General features: G+C 67.8%; 31 protein-coding genes. 19 read left to right on the top strand and 12 right to left on the bottom strand.

Annotated features, from left to right (window positions below; translation table 11 throughout):
- Positions 1-13: 13 nt before the first annotated feature.
- The 18 genes from H4F90_RS15785 (at position 14) to H4F90_RS05935 (ending at position 13756) form a co-directional block, all read left to right on the top strand.
- Positions 14-2095, top strand: coding sequence for a DNA polymerase (locus H4F90_RS15785; RefSeq protein WP_182662337.1), 2082 nt, complete (start codon positions 14-16; stop codon positions 2093-2095).
- 3 nt (positions 2096-2098) lie between these two features.
- Positions 2099-2743 carry a hypothetical protein gene (locus tag H4F90_RS05855; RefSeq protein WP_182662338.1) on the top strand — a complete coding sequence of 215 codons (645 nt, stop codon included), beginning with the start codon at positions 2099-2101 and terminating at the stop codon, positions 2741-2743.
- Positions 2740-2895 (top strand): hypothetical protein, encoded by a 156-nt coding sequence (locus tag H4F90_RS05860; protein WP_182663126.1) that lies wholly within the window; start codon positions 2740-2742, stop codon positions 2893-2895. Before H4F90_RS05855 ends, H4F90_RS05860 begins: the two co-directional genes overlap by 4 nt.
- Positions 2888-3196, top strand: coding sequence for a VRR-NUC domain-containing protein (locus tag H4F90_RS05865; RefSeq protein ID WP_182662339.1), 309 nt, complete (start codon positions 2888-2890; stop codon positions 3194-3196). Before H4F90_RS05860 ends, H4F90_RS05865 begins: the two co-directional genes overlap by 8 nt.
- A complete protein-coding gene (locus tag H4F90_RS05870) occupies positions 3193-3459 on the top strand; it encodes a hypothetical protein (RefSeq protein WP_182662340.1) in 267 nt (88 codons plus the stop codon). The genes H4F90_RS05865 and H4F90_RS05870 overlap by 4 nt, the downstream gene beginning before the upstream one ends.
- A complete protein-coding gene (locus tag H4F90_RS05875; RefSeq protein WP_182662341.1) occupies positions 3456-4841 on the top strand; it encodes a DEAD/DEAH box helicase in 1386 nt (461 codons plus the stop codon). The genes H4F90_RS05870 and H4F90_RS05875 overlap by 4 nt, the downstream gene beginning before the upstream one ends.
- Positions 4838-5545, top strand: coding sequence for an HNH endonuclease family protein (locus H4F90_RS05880; RefSeq protein WP_182662343.1), 708 nt, complete (start codon positions 4838-4840; stop codon positions 5543-5545). Before H4F90_RS05875 ends, H4F90_RS05880 begins: the two co-directional genes overlap by 4 nt.
- On the top strand, positions 5542-5820 hold the full coding sequence (locus tag H4F90_RS05885; RefSeq protein ID WP_182662345.1) for a hypothetical protein: 279 nt from the start codon (positions 5542-5544) through the stop codon (positions 5818-5820). Before H4F90_RS05880 ends, H4F90_RS05885 begins: the two co-directional genes overlap by 4 nt.
- A 5-nt stretch (positions 5821-5825) precedes the next feature.
- Complete coding sequence (locus H4F90_RS05890) at positions 5826-6101, top strand: hypothetical protein (protein ID WP_182662347.1); 276 nt, start codon at positions 5826-5828, stop codon at positions 6099-6101.
- Positions 6098-6325, top strand: coding sequence for a DUF4224 domain-containing protein (locus tag H4F90_RS05895; RefSeq protein WP_182662349.1), 228 nt, complete (start codon positions 6098-6100; stop codon positions 6323-6325). The genes H4F90_RS05890 and H4F90_RS05895 overlap by 4 nt, the downstream gene beginning before the upstream one ends.
- Positions 6322-7356, top strand: coding sequence for a tyrosine-type recombinase/integrase (locus H4F90_RS05900; RefSeq protein WP_182662350.1), 1035 nt, complete (start codon positions 6322-6324; stop codon positions 7354-7356). Before H4F90_RS05895 ends, H4F90_RS05900 begins: the two co-directional genes overlap by 4 nt.
- A 596-nt stretch (positions 7357-7952) precedes the next feature.
- Positions 7953-9059, top strand: a complete 1107-nt coding sequence (locus H4F90_RS05905) for an IS5 family transposase (RefSeq protein WP_182662352.1) — start codon at positions 7953-7955, stop codon at positions 9057-9059.
- 277 nt (positions 9060-9336) lie between these two features.
- Positions 9337-9810, top strand: a complete 474-nt coding sequence (locus H4F90_RS05910; protein WP_182662354.1) for a TIR domain-containing protein — start codon at positions 9337-9339, stop codon at positions 9808-9810.
- A gap of 9 nt (positions 9811-9819) precedes the next feature.
- Positions 9820-10449, top strand: a complete 630-nt coding sequence (locus H4F90_RS05915; RefSeq protein WP_182662356.1) for an Nmad2 family putative nucleotide modification protein — start codon at positions 9820-9822, stop codon at positions 10447-10449.
- A gap of 43 nt (positions 10450-10492) precedes the next feature.
- The gene (locus H4F90_RS05920) at positions 10493-11680 is read left to right on the top strand and encodes a nucleoside triphosphate pyrophosphohydrolase family protein (RefSeq protein ID WP_235971961.1); all 1188 of its coding nucleotides are present in this window, start codon (positions 10493-10495) and stop codon (positions 11678-11680) included.
- Positions 11677-12387 (top strand): uracil-DNA glycosylase, encoded by a 711-nt coding sequence (locus tag H4F90_RS05925; RefSeq protein WP_182662360.1) that lies wholly within the window; start codon positions 11677-11679, stop codon positions 12385-12387. The genes H4F90_RS05920 and H4F90_RS05925 overlap by 4 nt, the downstream gene beginning before the upstream one ends.
- On the top strand, positions 12384-13568 hold the full coding sequence (locus tag H4F90_RS05930) for a TIR domain-containing protein (protein ID WP_182662362.1): 1185 nt from the start codon (positions 12384-12386) through the stop codon (positions 13566-13568). Before H4F90_RS05925 ends, H4F90_RS05930 begins: the two co-directional genes overlap by 4 nt.
- Positions 13565-13756: a hypothetical protein gene (locus tag H4F90_RS05935; protein ID WP_182662364.1), complete on the top strand. Its 192-nt coding sequence runs from the start codon at positions 13565-13567 to the stop codon at positions 13754-13756. The genes H4F90_RS05930 and H4F90_RS05935 overlap by 4 nt, the downstream gene beginning before the upstream one ends.
- 6 nt (positions 13757-13762) lie before the next feature.
- Here the strand turns inward: H4F90_RS05935 and H4F90_RS05940 are convergent.
- Positions 13763-14892, bottom strand: a protein-coding gene (locus tag H4F90_RS05940) for an IS3 family transposase (RefSeq protein ID WP_182662366.1) whose coding sequence is annotated in 2 segments (ribosomal slippage) — positions 13763-14631 and positions 14631-14892 — 1131 coding nt in all. Because the reading frame shifts where the segments join, the coding sequence is not laid out codon by codon here.
- Between the two features lie 34 nt (positions 14893-14926).
- Between H4F90_RS05940 and H4F90_RS05945 the strand changes: the two genes are divergently transcribed.
- Entirely contained in the window at positions 14927-15193 is a 267-nt protein-coding gene (locus tag H4F90_RS05945; protein WP_235971962.1) for a type ISP restriction/modification enzyme, read from the top strand.
- Between the two features lie 14 nt (positions 15194-15207).
- Here H4F90_RS05945 and H4F90_RS05950 read toward each other — a convergent pair whose 3' ends face one another.
- The 11 genes from H4F90_RS05950 to H4F90_RS06000 all read right to left on the bottom strand — a co-directional run bounded on the left by H4F90_RS05950 (position 15208) and on the right by H4F90_RS06000 (position 23532).
- Positions 15208-16302: a helix-turn-helix domain-containing protein gene (locus H4F90_RS05950; protein ID WP_182662370.1), complete on the bottom strand. Its 1095-nt coding sequence runs from the start codon at positions 16300-16302 to the stop codon at positions 15208-15210.
- Positions 16299-16907, bottom strand: coding sequence for a hypothetical protein (locus tag H4F90_RS05955; protein ID WP_182662371.1), 609 nt, complete (start codon positions 16905-16907; stop codon positions 16299-16301). The genes H4F90_RS05950 and H4F90_RS05955 overlap by 4 nt, the downstream gene beginning before the upstream one ends.
- Before the next feature lie 163 nt (positions 16908-17070).
- Entirely contained in the window at positions 17071-18039 is a 969-nt protein-coding gene (locus tag H4F90_RS05960; RefSeq protein ID WP_182662373.1) for a relaxase/mobilization nuclease domain-containing protein, read from the bottom strand.
- A gap of 16 nt (positions 18040-18055) precedes the next feature.
- Positions 18056-18640: a hypothetical protein gene (locus H4F90_RS05965; protein WP_182662374.1), complete on the bottom strand. Its 585-nt coding sequence runs from the start codon at positions 18638-18640 to the stop codon at positions 18056-18058.
- A 320-nt stretch (positions 18641-18960) separates the two neighbouring features.
- Positions 18961-19278 (bottom strand): type II toxin-antitoxin system RelE/ParE family toxin, encoded by a 318-nt coding sequence (locus H4F90_RS05970; protein WP_182662376.1) that lies wholly within the window; start codon positions 19276-19278, stop codon positions 18961-18963.
- Complete coding sequence (locus H4F90_RS05975; RefSeq protein WP_182662378.1) at positions 19275-19556, bottom strand: YlcI/YnfO family protein; 282 nt, start codon at positions 19554-19556, stop codon at positions 19275-19277. The genes H4F90_RS05970 and H4F90_RS05975 overlap by 4 nt, the downstream gene beginning before the upstream one ends.
- 83 nt (positions 19557-19639) lie before the next feature.
- On the bottom strand, positions 19640-20557 hold the full coding sequence (locus H4F90_RS05980; RefSeq protein ID WP_182662380.1) for a ParB/RepB/Spo0J family partition protein: 918 nt from the start codon (positions 20555-20557) through the stop codon (positions 19640-19642).
- On the bottom strand, positions 20541-21380 hold the full coding sequence (locus H4F90_RS05985; RefSeq protein ID WP_182662382.1) for a ParA family protein: 840 nt from the start codon (positions 21378-21380) through the stop codon (positions 20541-20543). Before H4F90_RS05985 ends, H4F90_RS05980 begins: the two co-directional genes overlap by 17 nt.
- A 238-nt stretch (positions 21381-21618) precedes the next feature.
- Positions 21619-21975 (bottom strand): DUF7673 family protein, encoded by a 357-nt coding sequence (locus tag H4F90_RS05990; RefSeq protein WP_182662384.1) that lies wholly within the window; start codon positions 21973-21975, stop codon positions 21619-21621.
- Positions 21976-22106: 131 nt separating this feature from the next.
- The gene (locus H4F90_RS05995; protein ID WP_182662386.1) at positions 22107-22964 is read right to left on the bottom strand and encodes a DUF932 domain-containing protein; all 858 of its coding nucleotides are present in this window, start codon (positions 22962-22964) and stop codon (positions 22107-22109) included.
- Between the two features lie 79 nt (positions 22965-23043).
- The gene (locus tag H4F90_RS06000) at positions 23044-23532 is read right to left on the bottom strand and encodes a single-stranded DNA-binding protein (RefSeq protein WP_182662388.1); all 489 of its coding nucleotides are present in this window, start codon (positions 23530-23532) and stop codon (positions 23044-23046) included.
- Positions 23533-23797 lie beyond the last annotated feature (265 nt).

A 23797-nucleotide genomic window follows, 5' to 3' on the forward strand; every position in this document is an offset into this window, starting at 1 on the left:
CCGGAGAGCAGGCGTGCGCCTCTGGGTCGACCTCGAGACCTACTCCAAGGTCCCCATCACCCACGGCACGCACGCCTACGCGGCGGGTGCCGAGGTGATGCTCTTCGCGTGGGCGCTCGACGACGGCCCGGTCAGTGTGTGGGACTGCACCCTCGCCCGCGCCATGCCGGCGGCGCTGGAAGGCGCGCTCGAAGACGACCTGGTCGAGATCTGGGCCCACAACAGCCACTTCGACCGCACGGTGCTGGCCCACACCTACGGCCGCTATGCCGGTGAGTGGGCCGCCCCCTTCTGGTGTCCTGCCCGCTGGCGGGACACCATGGTGCAGGCGCTGAGCCACAGCCTGCCGGGCTCGCTGGGCGCGCTGTGTGAGGTGCTGCAGGTGCCCACCGACCAGGCCAAGGGCAAGGCCGGCCGGCAGCTGATCCAGCTCTTCTGCAAGCCGCGCCCGGCCACGGCCAAGATCCAGCGCGCCACCCGCGAGACGCACCCGACCCAGTGGGCCCGCTTCGTGGAGTACGCCGCGCTGGACATCGACGCGATGCGCGCCGTCGCCAAGCGCCTCCCGACCTGGAACAGCCAGGGCGCCGAACTGGACCTCTGGCACCTGGACCAGCGCATCAACGACCGCGGCGTGGCCATCGACCTGGAGCTGGTGGGCGGGGCCCTTGCCGCCGTGGACGCCGAGCAGAAGGTGCTGGCGCGCCGCACGGTTGAGCTGACCGAGGGCCGGGTACAGGCCGCCACGCAGCGCGACGCGATGCTGGCGCACATCCTGGAAGCCCACGGTGTGGACCTGCCCGACCTGACCGGCGCCACGCTGGAGCGGCGTATCGCCGACCCGGACCTGCCCGCCGAGCTGCGCGAGCTGCTCGCCGTGCGCCTGCAGGCCTGCACCACCAGCACCAGCAAGTACAAGACGCTGCAGCGCGGCACCAGCGATGACGGCCGCCTGCGCGGCACCCTGCAGTTCAACGGCGCCAGCCGCACCGGGCGATGGGCGGGCCGGCTGTTCCAGCCGCAGAACCTGCCGCGCCCGACGATGGCGCAGCCCGACATCGAGGCCGGCATCGACGCGCTGAAGGCGGGCGCCGCCGACCTGCTGTTCGACAACGTGATGGCGCTGACGAGCAACTGCATCCGCTCGGTGATCGTCGCTCCGCCGGGCAAGAAGCTGGTGGTGGCCGACCTCTCCAACATCGAGGGCCGCGATCAGGCGTGGCTCGCCGGCGAGACCTGGAAGCTTGACGCCTTCCGCGCCTTCGACGCGGGCGAGGGCCCGGACCTGTACAAGCTGGCCTACAGCAAGAGCTTCGGCGTGCCGGCCGACCAGGTGAGCAAGGACCAGCGCCAGGTCGGCAAGGTGCAGGAGCTGGCGCTGGGCTACGAGGGTGGCGTGGGCGCCTTCGTCACCTTCGCGGCGGCCTACGGCATCAACTTGGACGACCTGGCTGCCAAGGTGCTGCCGGTGGCGCCGGCCTGGGCCGTGGACGAAGCGCGCGAATTCCACGCCTGGACCACCAAGAAGGGCGCGCAGACCTTCGGCCTGAGCCGCGACGCCTTCGTGGCCTGCGACGCCATCAAGCGCGGCTGGCGCGCGGCACACCCGGCCATCGCAGCGATGTGGGCCGACCTGCGCGGGGCCGTCATGCAGGCCATCGAGTGGCCCCAGCAGACCGTGAAGGTCGGCCCGCTGAAGGTCCGCCGCGACGGCAACTGGCTGCGCATCGGCCTGCCCAGCGGCCGGGCGCTGTGCTATCCCGGCCCGCAGCTGGTGGACGGCGTCATCACCTACAGGGGCGTCAACCAGTACAGCCGCCGGTGGGGGCGCCTGAAGACCTACGGCGGCAAGCTGTTCGAGAACGTGTGCCAGGCCGTTGCCCGCGACGTGATGGCCCACGCCATGCCGCTGATCGAAGCGGCGGGCTACGAGATCGTGCTGACCGTCCACGACGAGGTGATCTGCGAAGCCCCCGACGCGCCCGAATTCAACCCCACCCACTTGGCCAGCCTACTGGCCGCCACCCCACCTTGGGCGCCCGACATGCCGCTGGCGGCGGCTGGCTTCGAGGCCCCTCGCTACCGGAAAGACTGACCCATGCAGATCACTCTCAACACCAAGCCCTTGGTGGCGCTGCTGCACCTCGCGGCGAAAGGCGACATCCGCACCTACCTGAACACCGTCCACGTCGAGGCGTCGGCCAGAGAGCACTTTCTGGTGGCGTCGAACGGCCAGATCATCGGCGCCATGCGGCAGGAGCAAGGCATCGAAGAGGGCCCCGAGGCGTTCACGGTGCAGGTGCCGCGCGCGGTGGTGGAAGCGCTGCGCAAGGCCGGGCCCAGCATCCATCTGCACAGCCCGAATGGCTTGGCCTGGACGGCCACGGACACGTTGACCGGCAGCTCGCATCGGTGGCATGCCGACGGCCTGCACTACCCGGACTGGCGCCGGGCCATACCTGTCCGCGCGAACGGCGAGACGGCGCAGTTCAACCCTGAAAACCTTCTCGCGATGCACAAGTTCAGCGCCGCAAAGGGCGCCAAGACCACCAACAACGAAAGCGCCTTCCTGATCGCGCACAACGGCGAGGACGGCGCCTTGGTCCAGGTCCGGGGCGTGCCGGAGTTCGTGGGCCTGCTGATGCCCTGGCGGCGCGCGTTCGTCGAGAAGCACCTGCGCATGGAGCCCCCGTCCTGGGTCCGTGCGCTGGCCGCCACCGAGGCGGATTGCGATCTGGCATGAAGGAGATCCCCGTGACCGACCCCACCGCCGCCCTGCTAGCCGAACGCGGCCAGCGCTACGGCCGCTTCGCCGACCATGCCGAGATCGCGCAAAGCCTCAAGACCGTGGTGCACAGCTACGACCGCTTGGCCAGCAGGGGCGCGCATGCGTGAGCGCGACATCGAGCGGCACCTGGTCGAGCGCGTGAAGCAGCTCGGCGGTGAGGTGCGCAAGGTCCAGTGGATCGGCCGCCGCGGCGCGCCGGACCGGCTGGTGATGCTGCCCGGTCGCAGCACTCGCAACCCTGACGGGAGCTGGTTCTACCGCAACGGCTCCGCCATCTGGGTCGAGCTGAAGGCGCTCGGCGCCAAGCCCGAAGCGCACCAGCTGCGCGAGCACGAGCGCATGCGTGCGATGGGTCAGCGCGTCGTCGTGATCGACTCGGTCGAGGGTGTCGAGGAGCTGTTGGCATGAACCTGCGTGACGCACTCACCCAACAAGCCCCGTCGCTGGCGCTGCAGCGCGCGGCCACCGATGAGATCGCCCGGCTCGACGCGGAGTTGATCCGTGCGCGCGACATGCACCGCGACGCCGTTGTGAAGCACGAAGTCACCCGCCGCGCTCTACAAGCTGCGGCGGACGCCATGGTGCCGGCCTCCCTGCGCAACCCCACCGACATGGCGCGCCTGGGCGATCCTTGGCCGCAGGTCGGCCGGGCACTGTGGCCGGACGCATGACCCGCCGCGCCTTCACCCCCCACGGCTACCAGCGGGGCATCATCGACACCATCGTCGACAGCCCGCGGTGCGCCATCTGGGCCGGCATGGGCATGGGCAAGACAGTGAGCACGCTCACCGCGCTGGACGTGCTGAGCCTGAGCGAGGACGTGTTCCCCGCCCTGGTGCTGGCCCCGCTGCGAGTGGCGCGCAGCACCTGGCCGGAGGAGGCCGCGAAGTGGCTGCATCTGAGCGGCCTCAACGTCATGCCCATCGTCGGCTGCGAAGCCGAACGGCTGGCCGCCCTCGGGCAAGACGCCCAGGTCTACACCACCAACTACGAGCAGCTGCCCTGGCTGGTCGAACATTGGGGTGAGCGCTGGCCCTACCGCACCGTCATCGCCGACGAGGCCACCAAGCTCAAGGGATTCCGCCTGCGCCAGGGCACCGAGCGCGCCAAGGCGCTGGGCCGGGTCGCGCACAGCAAGGTCAACCGATTCGTCGCACTGACGGGCACGCCCAGCCCCAACGGCCTGCAAGACCTGTGGGGCCAGGCCTGGTTTGTGGATCGTGGTCAGCGCCTGGGCCGAACCTTCGACGCGTTCAAGCAGCGCTGGTTCACCAGCCACCCCAGCGGCTTCGGCATCACGGCCCTGCCGCACGCCCAGGCGGAAATCCAAGCCGCGCTGGCCGACGTGTGCACCACCGTGGACGCGCGCGACTGGTTCGACCTGCGCGAGCCCATCGTGAACAACATCGTGGTGGACCTGCCGATGAAGGCGCGCAAGCACTACCGCGAGATGGAGCGCGAGATGTTCACCCAGCTCGAACAGCATGGCGTCGAGGCCCTAAACGCCGCGGCCAAGACCATGAAGTGCCTGCAGATCGCCAACGGCGCAGCCTACGTGGGCGAAGGCAACACCGACTGGGAGGAACTGCACGATGCCAAGCTTGACGCGCTGGCCAGCATCGTCGAGGAAGCCGCCGGCGCGCCGCTGCTGGTGGCTTACCACTTCAAGAGCGACTTGGCCCGGCTGCAGCGCGCCTTCCGCGCCGGCCGGGTGCTGGACTCCGACCCGCGCACCATCCGCGACTGGAACGCCGGGCGCATCCCCATGCTGTTCGCGCACCCGGCCAGCGCCGGCCACGGCCTGAACCTGCAGGACGGCGGCCACCACCTCGTCTACTTCAGCCACTGGTGGAACCTGGAGGAGCGCCTGCAGATCCTGGAGCGCGTCGGCCCCACCCGACAGAAGCAGGCCGGCCACGACCGACCGGTCTTCGTCCACAACATCATCGCGCGCGACACGGTGGACGAGCTCGTCATCGAGCGGGTGCAGACCAAGCGCGAGGTGCAGGACATCCTGCTGGACGCGATGAAGCGCAGGGGGGATCGAACATGAGCAAACCAGCACGCCACCGCTGGACCTGGGCCGACGAAGAGCTGCTGCGCCGCAACTACGCCACCAGCCTGACCCTCGACCTGGCCTGCGCCCTGGGGCTCAACATCGCCCAGGTGCTGCGCAAGGCCAACGCCATGGGCCTGCGCAAGTCCGTCGAGCTGATCGCCGAGACCGCCCGCGAGCGCAGCAGCCGGCCAGGCCACGGCAGCCTGCGCACCCGCATCCAGCCCGGCACGGAGCCCTGGAACAAGGGCATCAAGGGCGTGACCGGCACGCAGGACGCCTGCCGGGCCACGCAGTTCAAGCCCGGCACGGTGCCCCACACCTGGCGGCCCATCGGCACCCAAGTGGTCAACGCCGACGGCGTGCTGGACCAGAAGGTCAGCGACGAGCCCGGCCCGCGCCACAAGCGCTGGAAGCCCGTGAGCCTGCTGGTGTGGCAAGCCGTCCACGGGCCCGTGCCGCCCGGCATGGTCCTGGTGTTCAAGCCCGGCCGCCAGACGGTGGACCCCGCCTTGATCACCCCCGACGCGCTGGAGCTCCTCACCCGCGCCCAGCTCATGCAGCGCAACAGCATCCACAACCACCCCGAGCCCATCAAGCGCGCCATCCGCGCCGTGGGCGCCCTCACCCGCAGCATCAACCGCGCCGGCCGCAGCCAGCCGCAAGACCGCGCACCAGCCCCGAAGGACAGCACCCCATGAGCCAGAACGCCAACACCCTCGAAGGCCTGCGCGGCGACCTCTTCATCACCCTGCGGGAGCTGCGCGCCGGCAAGATCGACCTGGACACCGCCAAGGCAGTGAACGAGGTGGCCCGTACCCTGATCGAGTCCGCCAAGGTGGAAGTCGACGCGATCAAGGTGACCGGCGGCCGCGAGAGCGGTTTCCTGGGCGGCGGCACTTGCGGGGGTGCTGCGCCGGAGGATGGCCTTCCGCCCGGCATCACCGGCCGCACCGTGCACCGCCTGAAGGGCTGAGCGCCATGGCCCAAGCACGCCACCGCTGGGGTGAACACCCCGCCAGCCGCTACAGCCTGAGCGGCGGCCACATCCCCGCCGACGCCGGCGGCCTGCGCCCGCCCGTGACCCTGCGCCCGGAGCCCCAGGCTGCTGCGTCGAAGCTGGCCAAGACCGTCATCCCGCCCGGCGTGAAGGTGCAGGTCTGCCCCTCGCCGGCCTACGCCAAGGCGCCGCCGGACACCAAAGTCGTGCGCCGGGCCGGGGCTCCGGCCGTCTACACCGGGAGGATCAGCGAGTGAGCCCAGCCGGCCTTCTGACGCACGCCGACCTGGTGGCCCTCACCGGCTACCGGCAGCACGCTGCCCAGGCCAAGTGGATCAAGGCTCACCTTGGCCTGCATGCGCCGCGGCGCGGCATCGACGGCTTGCCCGTGCTGACCTGGGCCGCCGTCGAGCGCGCCCAGGGAGGGCGGCCCGCCGCCGGCCAGCAGGCGGCCGGGCCGAAGTGGAGTCGGGCGGCATGACCCGCCCCCGCGATCGCTCATCCTCCAAGGGCCTGCTGCCCAGGATGGAAGCCCGCCCCTGGGCGGACGGCGTGACCGTGAGCTACCGCTACCACCCGGTCTCCGGAAAGCCGATCCCGCTTGGCACCGACCGGCTGCAGGCCATCCAGCGCGTTCTGGACATGACCGGCAGGGCCAAGGACACCGGCACCGTGGGGGCCTTGTGGCGGGCCTACACCGAGTCCCCGCAGTGGGCCGACCTGGCCGACACCACCCGCAAGGCCTACGCCCAGCAGTGGGCCATCCTCGGCCGGGTTTTCGGCGAGGCAGCATCGAGCACCATCCGCCCGGCCGACGTGGCGCGCTACCTCCGCGTCGAGCGGGCGGGCGCGCCCGTCAGCGCCAACCGCGAGGTGGCCCTGCTGTCCAACCTGATGAACCTGGCCCTGGAGCGTGGCGAGCTGGAGGCCAACCCCTGCCGCCAGGTGCGCCGCAACCCCGAGCGCCCGCGGCCGGAGGCCCCCGAGGCGGCGGAGGTGCGTGCCTTGGTCGAGTGGGCCAACGGCAGCGGACGGCGGGCCTACGCCACCCTGGCCGCCATGGCCAGCTATGCCGCCATGACCGGGCAGCGGCGCTGCGAGTTCATCGACCTGGCCTTCACCCAGGTGGGCGAAGGCGAGATCCGCGCCCGCCGGCGCAAGCAGCGCGCCGGCAAGGAGGTGTGGGACCTCATCGAGATCACGCCCGAGCTGCGCGCCCTGCTGGACCGCCAGCGCGCCAGCGCGGCCGACGAGCGCTGCGGCGCCGTCTTCCCCTGCCGCAGCGGCGGGCCCTACACCGAGCCGGGGTTCAAGGCCATGTGGGCCCGCATGATGGCCGCGGCCGTGGCCGAGGGCATCGTCAGCCGGCGCTTCAGCTTCCACGATCTGCGCGCCTTCTACGCCACCCAGCACAAGCTGCTGCGCGGCGCCCTGCCCGACATGCACCAGACCCAGGCCACCACCGCCCGGGTCTACGACCGCAGCAAGATCAGCCGCCGCAAGGCCCTGTGACCGGCAACGTATTCCCACCGTGGGAATTTCGGCGGGAACATCCACTGTAGAAACGAACAGGGCCCGCGTGTGCGGGCCCTGTTGAATCAACGACTTAGGTGGGGTGGCTGATGGGACTCGAACCCAAGCGCCCGGGGAACTCCGGGAGTCCGGAGGGGATGGTTTTCCTATGAAGAGCACCCCCACTGGTCACCCATGTTCCCCGAATTTATCCCCGGATTTATCCCACGAACGAGGCTCCAACGCGGGTCTCGAAGTGGCACATCGGCCCGAGGCTGGTTACAGGTTTCTATGGGCAACTCCGCAGCCCTTGCTGTCGCCTCACCCTCTACGCTCGAGGTCACGGTGTAGATGCCGGACGTCAAGCTAGCGCGCGCGCTGGTGGCGCACGACGACCGTTCGGAACGTGTTGCAGACATTGCAGGGTGACAAGCGCCGCCGACAGTTCCAGTCAACGGCAATCTGCTTTCACCGCACAGCGCGGCTCAACTCGAGCTACCGAGGCAAGCCCTAACAGGCTGCTGAAGTACTCCCCGTCACACCTCTGGCTGACAGTCCCGATGCGCAGGCACTGAAGTCCACGGAAGATTCACCGCATGCGCGGACCTGACACGTACACCGAAGGCTTGTTCACGATGCGTCGGCTCGACGACTTCGTGCCGGCCAACCATCCCCTGCGGCGCATCCGCGTCATGGCCAACGAGGCGCTGGCCGAGATGGACGGCTTGTTTTCGGCCATGTACGAGGCCGACATCAAGGGCGGTCGCCCGAGCATCGCGCCCGAGAAGCTGATGCGCGCCATGCTGTTGCAGATCCTGTTCAGCGTGCGCTCGGAGCGTCAGCTCATGGAGCAGACCCGCTACAACCTGCTGTTTCGCTGGTTCATCGGCCTGGCGATGGACGACCTGGTCTGGGTGCCCACGGTCTTCACCAAGAATCGGCAACGCCTGATCGAACACGAGGCGGTCGTCGTCTTCTTCAACGAAGTGATCCAGACCGCCCACAAGAAGCACTGGCTGTCGGGCGAGCACTTCAGCGTCGATGGCACGCTGATCCAGGCCTGGGCCGGCCACAAGAGTTTCGTCAACAAGGACGCCGACAAAGACTCGGACGACAGCAGCGGCCCGGGCGGATTCAAGGGCACCACGCGCAGCAACGCGACGCACGCGTCAAAGACCGATCCCGATGCGCGGCTGTACCGCAAGGGCAAGACCGCCAGCGAGCTGCGCTACATGGGCCACACCTTGACCGACAACCGCCACGGCTTGGTGGTCAACGCCAGGGTCACGCATGCCGATGGCCACGCCGAGCGCGAAGCCGCCAAGGTGATGATCCACGACGCCCGGCAGGCCGCAGCCAGCGCCGACGTCGAGGTCACGCTCGGCGCCGACAAAGGGTATGACGCGGCCGAGTTCATCGAGGAACTTCAGCGCATGAAGGTCACGCCGCACATCGCGCAAAACAAGTCCGGCCGCCGCTCCGCCGTGCCTGACGAGATGGCCGCCACCGAGGGCTACGCGCTGTCGCAGCGCAAGCGCAAGCTGATCGAACAAGGCTTCGGCTGGGCCAAGTTCGTGGGCCCGATCCGCCAGGTGATGGTGCGCGGCATCCGCAAGGTCGACCAGTTGTTCGTGATGACGATGGCCGTCTACAACCTGGTGCGGATGCGGACCTTGGGAGAAGTCCGTCCAGTGGCTGGATGAGGGCGAGAAAGCGGCCTGGAAATGCCGGGGAACGGGCTGACAAGGCCTCGCGGCGGCGCTCATCGGGGCGCAATGGCGATCGCGGCTTCAGGTGACGGGTGCTGGGCGGATGGGGGAGGGGTACTTCAGCAGCCTGCTAGAACTACGACAAGGTGCAGTCTCCTGCAAGTCGCCGCCGTGTCGCTAGCCCTTGCTATCCTGTTGAACGAGTGTGGGGCCAAGCCGGTGAGTGCTCGTTCGGGCCGCTCAAGAACTGCAAGATGCACGGGGAGCTGACATGTCGGACGACAGCAGAAACATCTTTATCAGCCACATCCACGAGGACGACCACCGCCTTCAGCCGCTCAAGGACTTGCTCCAGTCGGCGGGCATGAACGTTCGCGACGGCTCGATCAACAGCGACAAGCCAAACGCTGCGTCGAACGAGAGCTACATCAAATCCGAAATCCTGGCGCCGCGGATTGCATGGGCGTCTGTGTTCGTCGTTCTGATTACCCCGGAGACCTGCGACAGCCAGTGGGTGAAGTGGGAGATCGAGTGCGCCGAGCGGCTTGGCAAGCGCATCGTCGGTGTCTGGGACCACGGCGAAGCGGAGTGCGACATTCCTGAGGCCCTGGATCGCCACGCCGACGCAGTGGTTGGCTGGCAAGGCGACCGAGTCAAAGACGCCATTGAAGGCCGCATCAACAACCACGAGCGACCAGATGGCTCCCCGGCGGCACCCCGAGCGACGAAGCGGTACTCATGCTAGGCCGGTCGCATGCGACTGTTCTCGTATGTGGTGGCGCGAGACTACGGATTCGCCCCGAATCCGTTTGGCGGGACTTGCACGTTGGCAACGTGCAAGCCTGACATTCGGCAACGCGCGGCCGTTGGCGACTGGGTTACCGGCCTCACGTCAAAGAGCGATCGAGCCGCCCCGGGACTCGTGTACGTCATGCGTGTTGATGAGACACTGACCTTTGACGAGTACTGGAACGATGCACGCTTCCAAGGCAAGAAGCCGAGTCGAACAGGAGGCGTCAAGCAGCTATTCGGCGACAACATCTACCACCGCGACAGCTCTGGGCAGTGGCAGCAGCGAGATTCGCACCATAGCCTCGACTCAGGCGCCGCGAATCCGCGCAACATTGCGAATGACACCAAGTCTCTCGGGGTTCTGATCAGCCGGCACTTCGCTTACTGGGGTAGCACCGCGCCGGCCGTCCCGCAGCAGTTCGTGGACTTCAATGGGCAGTCGCTTCTCGTAAACCGCGGCTACAAGGTGAACTTCCCGCCGAACTTCGTCGCCGCGTTCGTCACTTGGTTCGAGTCGTTGGGCGTTCGGGGTTACCAAGCGCCGCCGTTCATGTGGCAGCGTCCCGGTTCGACGTGGGCGCGGCCAGCGTAATCGCGAGGACCATATGACCAGAGCGCAACCGCAGCGGCCGCCGTTGACGATCGCGGACTACGCCCAGAAGGCCACCGAGACAGATCGCTTCACCGACGTTCCCGGCGGGCTGACGAAGCTTGCGTTCGGCTTTTTCGGAGAGGTGGGCGGACTTCTTGCAGCGCTGAAGAAGGTCAACCGCGATCAGCTCCGTGCGACGGAAACCGACGTTGCCGGCGAAGAGATCGGTGACGCCCTCTGGTACCTGATCGCTCTCTCGAACGCACAACAGCTCTTGCCGAGGGCGCTCGGCCTGGCCTGCTTGGCACGGCTCCGGAGTCGCTTTGGTGAGGCCGACCGCGAGAGCAGCGGCGAGATCGATTTTCGCCAGATAGACGGCCTCATCGCGATTCACGGGAACGGCCTTCAAGATGCACGTGTCGAACTGCTCGGTGAACTCGCTCGCATGAGCGGCGAAATCATCGGGCGAGCCGATCGTCCGCAATTGGAGCTAGGTGCGCCCTCACAGTTGGAGTTTCTCGGCTCGCTGTTGGCCATGTTGGGTTTGCTTTGCGCGTCATTCATGCTGAAGCTCGAGGATGTAGCGCGGGACAACATCGTCAAAACGCACGGGCGCTGGCCGGGGCCCGACCGGACGTACCTGCCGCCCTTCGACTCGACGTTCCCGGAACATGAGCGCTTCCCGCCGGAGCTTCGCATCGAGTTCATCGAGCGAGTCTCGGCGCGAGGCACGTTCGTCGTGCAGCGCCTGAACGAGGTGTTCATCGGCGATCCGCTTACCGACAACAGCCACGAACCCGACGACTATCGGTTCCACGACGTGTTTCACCTGGCCTACGTCGCTCATCTGGGTTGGTCCCCGGTGATTCGTGCCCTGTTGAAGCGGAAGCGCAAGTCTCGCCCCGCCGTCGACGAGAACGAGGACGGGGCCAGAGCGATGATCATCGAAGAGGGGATCGCGACCTGGATCTTCAATCACGCCAAGCAGCGAGACCTCTACATAGATGTTCCGGCCGGCAAGCTCGAATACGGACTGCTCAAGCAGGTTCAAAGCATGGTCAGCGGTTTCGAGGTCGCCACTTGCCCACTCTGGCAGTGGGAGCAAGCCATTCTCGATGGCTTTCGGGTGTTCAGAGAGCTTCAGAAGCGCGAACATCGCGGGGGCATGGTCGTCGTGGACATGGTCAAGCACAGCCTCACCTTCGTTGCACCAGTGCAGGCGGTCCGATGAACGCAAGCGCGTTTGTTCGCGCCCTGGCTGCGGTCCAGCTGGAGGACGTGTTCAATCCCTACGCTGATACCTGCGGCCTGTTCGATCGCGCGGACGCAGCTTCGACTCGGCGCAGCAACCTCCGCTCGTACCTCCGCTCGGTCGAAGGTCAGGGCGCCGACACGCTTTGGATGGGGCGCGATCTCGGCTATCGCGGAGGTCGCCGCACGGGGCTCGCCTTGACAGACGAGTACCACCTGGCCGAGGTGCCGTCGTTGTACGCGGGCACCGTTGTCGCGCGCGCGACCAATGGCAACGCAGTGGCCGAGCGCACCGCGGCGGAGATATGGGCTGCGCTGAGGCTCGTGCGTGGCAGGCCATTGCTCTGGAATGTCTTTCCGCTGCACCCGCATGAACACGGTAGCGAGTTGACAAACCGGCGGTTCAGTTCGCGCGAGCTTGAAGAGGTTGATGGGCTGAATGCCGACTTGATTTCGTGGCTGCGAATCCGCCGAATCGTGTGCATCGGGCAGGACGCCGAACGCTACGCCAAACGCTACTGCGACGCGGTCACTGTTGTCCGGCATCCCAGCTACGGGGGCACATCAGACTTTCGACGTGGCATCGCAGAAGCCTACGGAGTTCCTCGTCGTGAGGTCGCCCCGGAGGATCGACAGCGCACTATGTTCGACCCAGGGCTGGCGCCAAAGACTCGGAAGTCGGCATGACGGACGCGTCGCGACCCCTGTTCGTCGTCTACGTCGCGTGGCACCCGGCGTTCGCCGATGGCGCGAGCATGGCGAAGCTTCTGTACGAGCACTACCGCCGCAAGCTGTACGAGAACGTGGCTGGCGGTGCCGGTGTCAGCGTTGTCTATCGCTTTACGCCTCATGAAGGCGCGGATGCACCTGCACCGATCGACTTCGGTGACTCCGAGTCGAGCGCGGTCGTGATTCTCCTCGACGAGCACTTCGCCGCGGATGCTTCGTACATGACGTGGCTCCGCACAGTCTGCAAGGATGCCGACGCCGCTGGTCTCCGATGCTTGGTGACACCCGTCGCCATAGACGGCGCCATGACTAGCTCGGGCCTGGTTGAACAGGCAATTCGGTGGGACCAGTGGGCCACGCTCGACCCGCAGGCGAGGATGCTCAAGCTGCTGTCGTCCCTGACCTACCAGTTCTGCCGAATGTTGCGAGCGCTGCTGGGCAAGCTGAAGAATCCGGCCCGGAACGAAGACGAGCTTGCCCAGTTCCTGAACAAGGTGCAGGTCTTCCTCAGTCACTCCAAGCGCGATGCCGACGGCCAGCGCATCGCCAAACTGATTCGGCAGCAGCTCTTCGACGGCGAGGGGTTGGCATCCTTCTTCGATGTGCACGACATCCCGCCCGGCTTGCCGTTCGACAAGGTACTGCTGCATCAAGTCAAGGTGAGCGCGGTGGTGGTGGTGCACACCGACAGCTTCTCGTCCCGGGAGTGGTGCCGCCGTGAGGTGATCGAGGCGAAGCGGTGGAACGTCCCGTTGGTGGTCGCGAACTGCATCAGCGACTTGGATGAACGCGGCTTCCCGTACATGGGGAACGTGCCCGTTGTGAGGATGGACCCTGCGAAGGTCGATCGAATCGAGTACGTGGTCGCCCGGCTTCTCGACGAGGTGATGAAGGACTTTCTCTGGCAGTGCCGGGTCGAGTTGGTGAAGAGGGGCGACGCAGCGGAAGTCATCTTCCTGCCCCGGCCTCCCGAACTCATCAGCCTAGCCGCCGTCGAGCCTTCGAAGCGCACGACATTCGTCTATCCAGACCCGCCCTTGGGCGCTGAGGAACAAAGACTGTTCGAGGTCATTGCACCGACGCTGCGGCTGAAGAGCATGACCGAGTGGCTTGCGTCTGCCGACAAGGAGGCATCGTGACCTACCGCGAGCCTCTCAGCCAGACGGTTGTGGCGATCTCGATCTCGGAGAGCCCCGGCATGGCCCCGCTCGGCCTGGCGCCTGAGCATCTCGTGGATGCGATGGCGGAAACCGCGCGGCACCTGCTCGCGCTCGGTGACCTGTCCCCAGAACCCGTACCAGTCGATATGAGGAATCCGCTGGGTTGAAGGAGGTTACTCCTGGGTTTGCTGCGGCGCCGGCACGGCGCCGCCGGTCGTTTGTCGATGCTGTGCCGCAAACTTCGCCGGCGGCATCCGCCCGCAGCTGCTGTGCGGCCGTACCTCGTTGTAGTCGGTCCGCCAGCGCGCGATCTCGATACGTGCCTGCTTCAGGCTCTGGAACCAGTGCTCGTTGAGGCACTCGTCGCGGAACTTGCCATTGAAGCTCTCGATGTAGGCGTTCTGCGTGGGCTTGCCCGGTTGGTTGAGGATGTGGCGCACGCCCTTGGCCTGCGCCCAGGCCATGAAGGCGCGGCTGGTGAACTCTGGCCCTTGGTCGGTTCTCACGGCCTGCGGGTAGCCCCGGAACCGCGCGACCTGGTCGAGCATGCGCACGACGTACTCGCCCCCGATGCCGTGATCGACCGCAATGTCCACGCACTCGTGGCTGAAGTCGTCGGTGACGGTCAGGCACTTGATGCGCCGCCCGCTGGCCAGGCTGTCGCTGACGAAGTCCATGCTCCACACCTCGTTGATCGTCTGGCACTCGTGCAGCGGCACGCGTTCGAGCTTCAGGCGCTGCTTGCCGCGGCGCTTTCGCACTGACAGATCAGCCAGCTTGTAGAGCCGGTACACGCGCTTGTCGTTGATCTTCGTACCTGCCGCGCGCAGCAGGTCGCCGATGCGCCGGTAGCCGAAGCGCCGCCGCTCATGCGCCAGCTCGACGATGCGCTGGCTCGTCGCCTGGTCGTGCTCAGCACGCCGGGGCGGGTGCCGCCAGCTGTCGCGCGACAGGCCCACCAAGGCGCAAGCGCGCCGTTCACTGATCGAGGTCGCTTCCAACATCATGCCCACCGCGCGTCGCTTCGCCGGTGGGCTCAGCGCTTTACGCCGAAGGCCACCTTCAGCGCCTCGTTGTCCAGCACGGCCTCGGCCAGCAGCTTCTTGAGACGGTTGTTCTCGGCTTCCAGATCACGCAGCCGCTTGGCGTCGCTGGTCTCCATGCCGCCGAACTTGGCCCGCCACTTGTAGAAGGTCGCCGAGCTGAAACCCTCTCGGCGGCATAGGTCCGCCACGCTCATGCCGGCATCGGCCTGCTTGATGAATCCAATGATCTGCTCGTCTGTGTACCTGCTCTTGCGCATCGCGCTTCCTCTCGGTTGCGCGGATTCTTCTCTATTGCCGTGGTACGGGTGGCGGGTTGCAGGTCACATCCCGAAGGAAGCCTATGACTACGTGGTCAACGGCAAGCCGGCGATCGAGTGGGTGATGGACCGCCAGGTCGTCAAGACCGACAAAGACAGCGGCATCGTCAACGATGCCAATGACTGGGCCGTCGAGACCGTGGGCAACCCGCGTTACCCGCTCGAACTGCTGCTGCGCGTGATCACGGTGAGCGTCGAGACGATGAAGATCGTGCGTGCGCTGCCGCCGCTGGTGATCTGACGCGGCCCGGCCGATCAGGCCATGGCGAAGAGGTTCACCACCTTGGTGTCGGTTGCATCCTCTTCGTCACCGAGCAGATCGCGCAGCAGCTTCGGCTGCACGCACATCTTGCGGGCCACGGCGGCGAGCGGCACGCCCAGCTCGTCGGTCATCATGCGCAGGCCGTCCTTCACCATCTCGGGCTGCTCCACCGGCATGAATTCGTCTTCGCGCTCCTCGATGGCCTCGCCATGGCGCTTTAGCGATATGTACCCGGCGCGCACCTGGTCGTCGGAGAAGACGCCGAGTTGACGACCGCGGTACAGCAGCGCTGACTTGGACACGCCCCAGCGTTGCTTCAGCTGACTCATGTAGTCCCAGTTGATCCTCGATCCGCGCAGCGCGCGATGGCTTTCGGCGAGGAACGACGCACGAGGCAGAAGGAACGAACTGGCGAAACGGTTGGCCTGGGATTCAGTCAGACGGTCGCCGGTGAGCACACCGATGTGCAGCGCGAAATGCCCTAGCTCGTGGGCTACACCGAAGCGCGCACGACAGGCCGATCGCCCGGAGCCGTTCAAGGCGATCACCGGGCGCCGCGTGGCGAACGACACGGCATCGACCTCGTGGGCCAGGCCGTTCACACGCATGACAACGGCGCCGGCGTTCTCAGCCACGCGTGTGATGTTGCTGATCGGCCCCCAACCGAGGCCCCAGGCACTTCGGCACTGCTCGGCGCCGCGCTCGATCGATTCCTCGGAAGTCGGGTCCGCCTCGGTGATCCGGTACCCTGGCATGTCGAGGTGCTCCTCGAGCACGCACACCAGTCGCTTGAGCATCTCGCCGCGGGCGCGCGCGTACTGACGCAGGGCCACCTTGGTGGTCAGCTGCTTGCGGAAGTGACACTGCTCTTCGGTCAGCGGCATCGGGTCTACATGCCGCAGGAATTCGGGAAGGATGCCCAGGTGCTCGACGAGCGCCTGCTCCAGAGAAGCAGAGACCGGCTCGGCGCCGGTCTCCACACGACTCAGATACTGCTTGGACTTGTCGAGCCGCTCACCCAGGTCGGTGAGCGAGAAGCCATTGAACAGCCGCGCGAGACGGATGTTCGAGTAGATGATCTGGCTCATGGCCCTGCGGATGCGACTGCTTCGTCGTCGCCGTCACGGCGGCGCTTGGGCGCGATGACCGGCTTCGGCACCTCGACGGCTGCCGGCAGTGAGGGGGTCGCCTCGCCGATGCGGCGCACACCGCCAGAGATCCAACGGCAAACCACTTCGTCGGCGTTGGAAAACCCAAGCAGCTCGACGCGAGGGTCACTGGACTCATCGGCCCCGCAATCGATGACGAAGACAAACCGCGCAGCCTCGCCCGGCTCTGCCTCTTCCAACAGAGGCATCTGAAACAGGTGCGTTTCCAGGACTGCGCGCTTCTTCGGCGCATCGGCATCGTCGTTGCTGAACCGGCACGGGATGCCGTTGATCGCAAACACGATATCGAGACCACCGTTCATGACCTTCAGCCAAGGATGACGGCCCGAGAGGTACTCCAGCAGGATCCGCTGCTTCTGCCGGCCAAAGCGCGCGGTGCCGCGCGTATACGGTGTGTCGGTGTCCCGGACCAGATCGTCTTCCGTGGCTCGCCACTCCTCGAGCAGCCAGGACGCGACGAGCTGCAGGCACTCCTCCTTGAGTTCGGAGGGAAGGCGGCTGACAGAGGGTTTCAGGACCAACATGGTTTGTGCAATCAAGGAAGAACGTCAACGCATTATGTGCGTTTTTTACGATCCGTCAACCTCATCAGGAAACGACCGTCGCCTGCTGCCCTACGGAGCTCATCGCCACCGGTTCCCGGTCAGACGCAAGCACGCTGCTTCGTCGGTTGGCCTTGGGACGACCTCAGCGGCTTCGACTTGCCGTCGAACTCATCCATGGAGCAGATGCCCGAGCCATCCTCCCGGTAGGCTCTGCGCGTTGCCGATCAGCGGAGATACCTCTGGCAAACCTGCCAATCGACTCCGCGAGCTTCCTGTCCGCGGCATCGCCTGATGCCGCGAGTGCTCGGCCAATCTGAAGCCAAGCCTCGATGGCCTCGGCCCTCGTCGTACGGGACTGTGATCCGCTCTTCGACTCTGGGCGACTGACGCGCAACCGCCCATCTTCCCGCGCCTTGACACGCCACAGCGGGTCGTAGTTACGGCTGCTCCCTCGCGTCGCCTGCCGCGACGCCTCGGCCTCGACCCCCCGCTCGCGCAGCTTCTCGGCGAAGGTCTCCCGCCACCGATGCAGGTCGGTCTTGCGTGGGTTCAACCGCTTGCCGTGCTTCGACTCGGCCCGCACGCTGATGTGCATGTGCGGGTTAGCCTGGTGGTCGTGCAGCACCATCACGACCTTGTGGTCGGCCAGCTCGATCTTCGCGAACTCGCGCGCGGCCCACTGCACGGTCAGCGGGTCCGTGCCCCGCGGCATCGACAGCATGATGTTGAACGCCTCCCGCCGATCGCCCGCGTCCTCGATCAGGCTGCCGCCGAATCGCCAGTCGTCGGCCAGCTCGCGCAAGGCCTCCTTGCCGCGCGTCGTCTCGCCACGCTCGTCCTCGATCTCGAGCCGGCCGTTCTTGCTGATGTAGCGGAAGTGTGCGGTGATGGCCTTCATGCCGCGCCCGCCACCCGTCACCTTGACCATCACCTGCGGCACGCGGCGAACGACGGTGGCCTCGATCCGCTCGCGGATGGCCGCGGCACGCTGGCGCGCCGCGAGGGCTCCTAGCTTGGGCTGCGGCTGGTTCTTGACGATGCGGTTGCCCGGGTAGAACAGCCGATCGCCCCACTGGATCAGGATGCCGTCGATGTCGGGGCGTTGGGACATGTCAATCTCCTTCGCTTCACGAGGCCGCGGGGCGCCTTGACTCGCCACGCCCGGCAGACGAGCGTGCGGGCCGCAGGTCGGCCAGGACGCCGGCAGCCAGGCTCAGGTGTGCGCGCACGTCATCGCCCAGCGTGTCGAGCATGCGGCGGTACTCCAGGGCAGGCCGCACATTGCCCTGACGCAGCAGCGCGGTGAGGTGGTTGATGCTCCGGCTCAGCGTCGAGAGTTCGGCGCTCGATGCAGTGAGCGCAGCCAGGCAGTCGGGGCGGCTGCCCGACCGACCCGACAACGCCGGCACGTCGGCCAGCAAGCCCGCGAGAAAGGCGCCACGCGATAGGCCTGACCTCTTCGCTCCTCCATCGAGCTGCTCGGCCTCGCCGCGTGTCAATCGGATGGACAGCTTCACGGTCGATCCGGTGAAGTGCGCGGGTCGGCCCTCCTTGGCGAACGCGCGCGACGCATCGATGAGGCCCAGTTCGCGCTCGACCGCCCGACGGACCACCACCGACACGCTAACCCGCTCGGCCTGCGCGCGCGCCACCAGCGCGGCCTTCAGGCCGCGCATGTCTGCCGTGACGAACTCGGGAGGCGGGGTGTTCATGGTCCGAGCAATCGATGCGATGCGAGGCAAGCGGAGCTTCACAAGCCGGCGGCAGGCCGCCTATCTCTGCACTCACCTACGCATTCAGTATTGGCCCGGATCGAGGTCGCACGACCGATGATTCCGACCTCAGAATCATCGCCCTCGCCTTCCGCGCAGCTCGCGGGGAGCACGAGCGCAGCAGCGTTGCGCCCAGGACGGCCGGCCTCATTTCCGAGACAGCGTCCCGGAATTCTTCGCGCGAGCCGGCCGCGTCGTTGGGCCCCGTTTGTCCATCCGATGGACAACGCGAACCACACCGCATCCAAGCGGCGCCTGCGTCAGTGGTAATCGTCTTCGAGCTGGTGCCGCACCGCGAGGACCGCGACCGTGGCGGCGTCTTCGACCTCGAACAGCGCGACGTAGCCGGCCCGGCCGAAGGGGATGATCAGCTCGCGCAGGAACGGGCTGGGGCCCGCCTTGCGGCAGGTGAAGGGCGAGGCCTTCAGGGTGTCGATCCCGCTGCGGATGGCGGTCAGCGCCTGGGCCGCGAGATCCAGGTCACCGCCGTCGCGAGCCAGCTCGCGCTCGATGATGAAGTCGAACAGGCGTTCCAGGTCGTCCCGGGCCTGACGGGTCAGGCGGACCCGGTAGCTCACCGGCGCGTCTTCGCCTGCTTGGCGCGGGCGGCGTCGAGCTTGCGCTGCAGCGCCTCGACCACGACATCGGCGTCGACGTACTCGCCCGTGCGGCGCGCCTCGTCGCGGGAGCGCAGCCCGCGCGCGATGAACTCCGCCTGCTGCCGCCGGCGCTCGACGGTGGCGCGCACTGAGGCTTCGACGAACTCCGACAGCGTCTCGCCCTCGCCCAGCACGGCCTCGACCTCGGCCCGGAACTCGGGTTCCACGCGGACGGAAGGAATGGTCGCGGTCTTCATGAGTTCAGTGTATCGCAATTGCGCTGCATGCGGCCTCGGATGAGGTACTCCGCTCGCGTCGGCCTGTCCATCGGAGTGACAACTCAGCCATCGACGAAGCCGAGCAGCTTCAGCGACGCGGCCGGCGCGAGCCGGCGCGGGCCGCCGACCAGCGGGCGGACGTAGACATGACCCGACTGCTCCGGCGCCACCGACACGACGAGCTGGTAGTCCTGACCGTCGAACTCGACATGGATGCGCTTGGTGGAGCGTGGTGACCGCGCCTCGTCCAATTCGACAGGGCTTCCCGCCTGCTGGACAGGCTGCGGCGGCGAACCCGGCCTCGTGGCTTCGCTCGGGTCCGGTGCCACCGTGGCCGACAGCTCGGCCCGCAGCGCCATGAGCCGGTCGCGGGTGATCGACCGCTCCCGCGCGGTCCACGCCTCGACGGCGCCCGCATGCTCACCGTGCAGCCGCCGCAACTCGTAGAGCTCGTTCATGCCTCGGCAGCGGCCTTCGCGGTAGGCCTGCAGCAGCCAGTCGGGCGCCTCGATCAGCGCGGTCGCCAGGGTGACCCACTGCCGGCTCCTGCCGAGCTGCCGCGCGATGTCGGCCTGCCGGTCGCCGAGCGCGAGGCGCTTCTGCACGAACAGCGCCAGCTCGAGCGGCTTCAGACCTTCGCGCTGCTCGTTCTCGATCACCTGGTCGTAGCGGTCCGCGGTGGTGTCGACGAAGGCGGGGATCGTGTCGAGCCCGGCGAGCTTCGAGGCGCGCAGGCGCCGCGCACCGAAGTTCAGCACCCAGCGACCCGCGGCCTGCAGGTGGGGCCGCACCGAGATCGGCTGGCGCACGCCGCGCTCCCGGATCGTCGCCGCCAGCTCCTGCAGCGCGTTGGCGTCGAACTCGTGCCGCGGCTGCTCGGGGTCCTCGTCGATGTCGGCGACCGACAACTGCAGCGGCTCGCCGCTCGCGGTCGGGCTCGGCGCGTCGAGCCCGGCGAGGTCGTCAAGCTGCAGCGGCATCGCTGGCCTCCGCGCGGCGAGCTTCGGGCACCGCCCCGGTCACGATCGCGGCGATGCGCGTCAGGCTTGGTTCGATCTCTCGCCAGGCATCGCGCGCCGCGGTCTTCTTCATCTCCCACAGAACGACCCCGTCGGCCTGGGCCTCGGCGATGCACGAGCGCCGGGGGATCGACGCGAAGTCGCCGGGCCCGTCGCCGATGCGGATCATCAGCGGGTGGTACTGCTGGACGACCTGCAGGTAGTTCGCCTTCTGGAACGGCGTCGGTTCGACCATCGTCGGCAGCAGGCCGATCAGCGCGAGCTTCGGGTTCAGCACCGCCTTGATCTTGCGCAGGCCGACGCGCTCGTGATTGAGCAGGCCGCTGACCCCGTCCATCGCCTCCTGGTTGAGCTGGATCGGCGACAGCACGAAGTCGGCCGAGGCCAGCGCGGCGATGACCCGGATGTCGGGGTTCGGGTTGGTGTCGATCACGCACACGTCGAAGTCCGCGTCCACGCTCGCCAGGAAGGTCCGGAAATGCCGCGCGAAGGGTGTGTGCAGCGCCGGCTGCCGCTCCAGGCCGAGCAGCGCCCGGTCGCCGGGCACCAGCACGAAGGGCTGGTCCGGCAGCGGCAGCGGCGCGCCGGTCAGCAGCGCATCGGCCGTGGCAGCACTCGCGCTCGCACGGCCCGACAGCCGCAACGGCTTGCTCAGGTTGCCCTGGTGGTCCAGGTCGATCGCCAGCACCCGCCGGCCACGCTGGGCCAGGTGATGCGCCAGCAAGGTGGCGACGGCGCTCTTGCCGACGCCGCCCTTTTGGTTGCACAGCACGAGGGTCTTCATCGGCACGCACTCCTGCGAACGGATCGCGGACCACCGACCCGTGGGGTGGGCACGGCGTCCTGCCGGGACCGGGGGCCGACCTCGACGGGCGGCACCGGACCCTGCGAGCCGGCCGACGCGAAGCGGCGGCCGGCGAGCGCCGCGCGAGGCGCAGCGCGGGCACCGTGCCCGGTCGATGATCGGCGCGGATCGCGGCCTTGGCGGCGATGACTTTCAGGGGAAAGTCATCGGTGGCCGATCACCCGCCCTCGGGCCAGCGCAGGCCCCAGCGCGCGATGACGGCCTGCAGGCGCCGGTCGCCGTCGGGCACCAGGGTGTGCAGGTCGGCCTGCCCCCATCGCAGCGCATCGAGGCAGAGCAGCATGTCGTCGCTGATCGCGACATCGACGGCGCGCAGCTCGAAGGGTTCGAGCGGGAAGGCCTGCGCGTTGTAGGTCGCCGCGAGAAAGCGCACCACGCGGACGATCTGCCCGGAGTCACGCGTCTCGGCCAGGCGCAGCAGGCGGGTGAATGCCTGGGCACCCTCGGCGGTGGCCGCGCTCGATCGTGCCCGGTAGCCGTCGAGTTCGGTGTCGATGTGCTGGACGGAGTTCATGGTGGAGTCCTCGAAACCGTGCCGGGCAAGCCCGGCCTGGACGCTGCGGCTCGATGGTCGCGCCGACCGCAGCGATGCGGGGCGATGATTTCGGGCTCGAAGTCATCGCCCCGGCTCACGGGATCACGGCCTCACGCCGCCGCCCTGATGCGCCGCATCTCCTCGGCCAGCACCCACAGCGCCCGGTTCAGGCTCACGCCGCGGTCGATGCTGCCGACCGGCCGGGTGTGCAGCCGGCGGCCCTGGACGCTGCGCCCGGGCTGCCCGCCGCGCATCACGTTCTCCTGCACGCGCTGGAAGGTCGTCCACAGACTCTGGCCCAGGTCCTCGGGCCGGCGCGCCTCGACCAGCTGCGCGGCCGTCACCGGCGGCGGGGGCTGGTCCTCGCCCCGTTCGCCGAAGCGCAGCGCCAGCGCCGCGGTCGCGAAGGCGGTCTGTTCCTCGGGCCGCAGCGTCAGTGCCTTCATGCCCTCGGCCGAGGCCTCGACGGCCTCGAACTCGTCGAGCACCCGGAACGCACCCTCGATCACCTCGCCCTGCACGTTGCCCTTGTGCGGGATGCGGATGTCCTCGACCACCTGGCCGACCACCAGGCCGTTGCAGCAGACGAAGCGGAACAGGCCGGCCAGCATCTGGTACGAACTGGCGCCGTCGTGGCTGTTGATGAGGATGATCTCGTTAGCCTCGGGCCGGGCCTGCACCTGCCCCGCGTGGCGCATGCGGATCATGTGCTTGGTGAACTCGGCCTTGCCCTCGATGCGGCTGGCGCCCTGGGCCACCATGAAGGGCTCGAAGCCCTCCTTGCGCAGCCCGCGCAGCACCTCGATGGTCGGGATGTAGGTGTAGCGCTCGGAGCGGCTGGCATGCTTGCCCTCGGCGAACACCGAGGGCGCGGCGGCGCGCATCTGGTCTTCGCTCAGCGGGCTGTCGCCGCGCAGGACACGGGTGTTGCGCGCAAAGCGCGTGGCGAGTGTGGGGGTCGCGTGCATGTCGGTTCCTTTCGGGATCGATGGATGGATGTCAGGGGGACGGCACGCCGGGTCGGGCCCGGCGCGCCGTGGTCCGGGCTCAGTACGGGATCGGGTCCGTGGCCTCGTCGGCCGGCGTCTTGGCGCCGGCCTTGCGGGCCTTCGCGGACTTGCCGCGCGCGGCGGCAGGCTGCGCGGGGCCGTCGCCCTCCTCCGGCCCCGTGCCCTGGCGGGCGCGCAGCGCCTCGCTCTCGGCCTTGGTGTCGAGGTAGTCGACCTCCTCGGCGGTGAAGGCCATGCCGTAGACCGTCTCGCCGTCGCGCTCGTAGTTGTTGTTCTGCACGCGGCCGACCACGTTGACGTGGCTGCCCTTGCCCAGGTACTGCGCCGCGTTCTCGGCCTGCTTGCCCCACAGCGTCCACTGGATCGCCGTGGCCTCCTCGCCGCGGTTGTCACCGCTGCCCTTGCGGGTGTTGCTGATCGCGGTCAGCGTCGCCTTGCTCACGGGGCCGTCCCGGCCCGCCACCGACACCAGCCGGACCGCGCCGGCCAGATGCGCATTGCGTTGTTCGACACGTACGTAAGCCATGATGAACTCCTCATCCGAAGGACCCGCCGCATCCGTCCTGGCTGCTGAAAACTGATCCTTCTGCTTGGCTCTCCTCGCTCCCGCCCACGGGCGGGCGGGGGGTGGGCACGGCCCCTTCCCTCACGGGAAGGGGTGGGGGATGGGTGGGGTTCAGCAGCAGTCGAGGCAGTGAGCCGGTTTCCCGACCCACCGCTTGAAGATCCCCCCACAAGTCCCCCTCATCCATTGACGGGGGCGCCGTGGGGGGAGCGCGGTGGGACGACCG

Source organism: Aquariibacter albus (assembly GCF_014145335.1).
In the GTDB taxonomy this organism is placed as follows: Bacteria; Pseudomonadota; Gammaproteobacteria; order Burkholderiales; family Burkholderiaceae_C; genus Aquariibacter; species Aquariibacter albus.

What these genes read in the sequence shown, in the direction of transcription:
- H4F90_RS05965 (WP_182662374.1), bottom strand. Translation starts at nt 18,640, where the DNA reads ATGAACACCCCGCCTCCCGAGTTCGTCACGGCAGACATGCGCGGCCTG.
- H4F90_RS05930 (WP_182662362.1), top strand. Translation starts at nt 12,384, where the DNA reads ATGACGGACGCGTCGCGACCCCTGTTCGTCGTCTACGTCGCGTGGCAC.
- H4F90_RS06000 (WP_182662388.1), bottom strand. Translation starts at nt 23,532, where the DNA reads ATGGCTTACGTACGTGTCGAACAACGCAATGCGCATCTGGCCGGCGCG.
- H4F90_RS05910 (WP_182662354.1), top strand. Translation starts at nt 9,337, where the DNA reads ATGTCGGACGACAGCAGAAACATCTTTATCAGCCACATCCACGAGGAC.
- H4F90_RS05875 (WP_182662341.1), top strand. Translation starts at nt 3,456, where the DNA reads ATGACCCGCCGCGCCTTCACCCCCCACGGCTACCAGCGGGGCATCATC.
- H4F90_RS05865 (WP_182662339.1), top strand. Translation starts at nt 2,888, where the DNA reads ATGCGTGAGCGCGACATCGAGCGGCACCTGGTCGAGCGCGTGAAGCAG.
- H4F90_RS05925 (WP_182662360.1), top strand. Translation starts at nt 11,677, where the DNA reads ATGAACGCAAGCGCGTTTGTTCGCGCCCTGGCTGCGGTCCAGCTGGAG.
- H4F90_RS05860 (WP_182663126.1), top strand. Translation starts at nt 2,740, where the DNA reads ATGAAGGAGATCCCCGTGACCGACCCCACCGCCGCCCTGCTAGCCGAA.
- H4F90_RS05995 (WP_182662386.1), bottom strand. Translation starts at nt 22,964, where the DNA reads ATGCACGCGACCCCCACACTCGCCACGCGCTTTGCGCGCAACACCCGT.
- H4F90_RS05905 (WP_182662352.1), top strand. Translation starts at nt 7,953, where the DNA reads ATGCGCGGACCTGACACGTACACCGAAGGCTTGTTCACGATGCGTCGG.
- H4F90_RS05915 (WP_182662356.1), top strand. Translation starts at nt 9,820, where the DNA reads ATGCGACTGTTCTCGTATGTGGTGGCGCGAGACTACGGATTCGCCCCG.
- H4F90_RS05980 (WP_182662380.1), bottom strand. Translation starts at nt 20,557, where the DNA reads ATGCCGCTGCAGCTTGACGACCTCGCCGGGCTCGACGCGCCGAGCCCG.
- H4F90_RS05985 (WP_182662382.1), bottom strand. Translation starts at nt 21,380, where the DNA reads ATGAAGACCCTCGTGCTGTGCAACCAAAAGGGCGGCGTCGGCAAGAGC.
- H4F90_RS05870 (WP_182662340.1), top strand. Translation starts at nt 3,193, where the DNA reads ATGAACCTGCGTGACGCACTCACCCAACAAGCCCCGTCGCTGGCGCTG.
- H4F90_RS05890 (WP_182662347.1), top strand. Translation starts at nt 5,826, where the DNA reads ATGGCCCAAGCACGCCACCGCTGGGGTGAACACCCCGCCAGCCGCTAC.
- H4F90_RS05950 (WP_182662370.1), bottom strand. Translation starts at nt 16,302, where the DNA reads ATGAGCCAGATCATCTACTCGAACATCCGTCTCGCGCGGCTGTTCAAT.
- H4F90_RS05900 (WP_182662350.1), top strand. Translation starts at nt 6,322, where the DNA reads ATGACCCGCCCCCGCGATCGCTCATCCTCCAAGGGCCTGCTGCCCAGG.
- H4F90_RS05880 (WP_182662343.1), top strand. Translation starts at nt 4,838, where the DNA reads ATGAGCAAACCAGCACGCCACCGCTGGACCTGGGCCGACGAAGAGCTG.
- H4F90_RS05975 (WP_182662378.1), bottom strand. Translation starts at nt 19,556, where the DNA reads ATGAAGACCGCGACCATTCCTTCCGTCCGCGTGGAACCCGAGTTCCGG.
- H4F90_RS05960 (WP_182662373.1), bottom strand. Translation starts at nt 18,039, where the DNA reads ATGTCCCAACGCCCCGACATCGACGGCATCCTGATCCAGTGGGGCGAT.
- H4F90_RS05885 (WP_182662345.1), top strand. Translation starts at nt 5,542, where the DNA reads ATGAGCCAGAACGCCAACACCCTCGAAGGCCTGCGCGGCGACCTCTTC.
- H4F90_RS05855 (WP_182662338.1), top strand. Translation starts at nt 2,099, where the DNA reads ATGCAGATCACTCTCAACACCAAGCCCTTGGTGGCGCTGCTGCACCTC.
- H4F90_RS05955 (WP_182662371.1), bottom strand. Translation starts at nt 16,907, where the DNA reads ATGTTGGTCCTGAAACCCTCTGTCAGCCGCCTTCCCTCCGAACTCAAG.
- H4F90_RS05990 (WP_182662384.1), bottom strand. Translation starts at nt 21,975, where the DNA reads ATGAACTCCGTCCAGCACATCGACACCGAACTCGACGGCTACCGGGCA.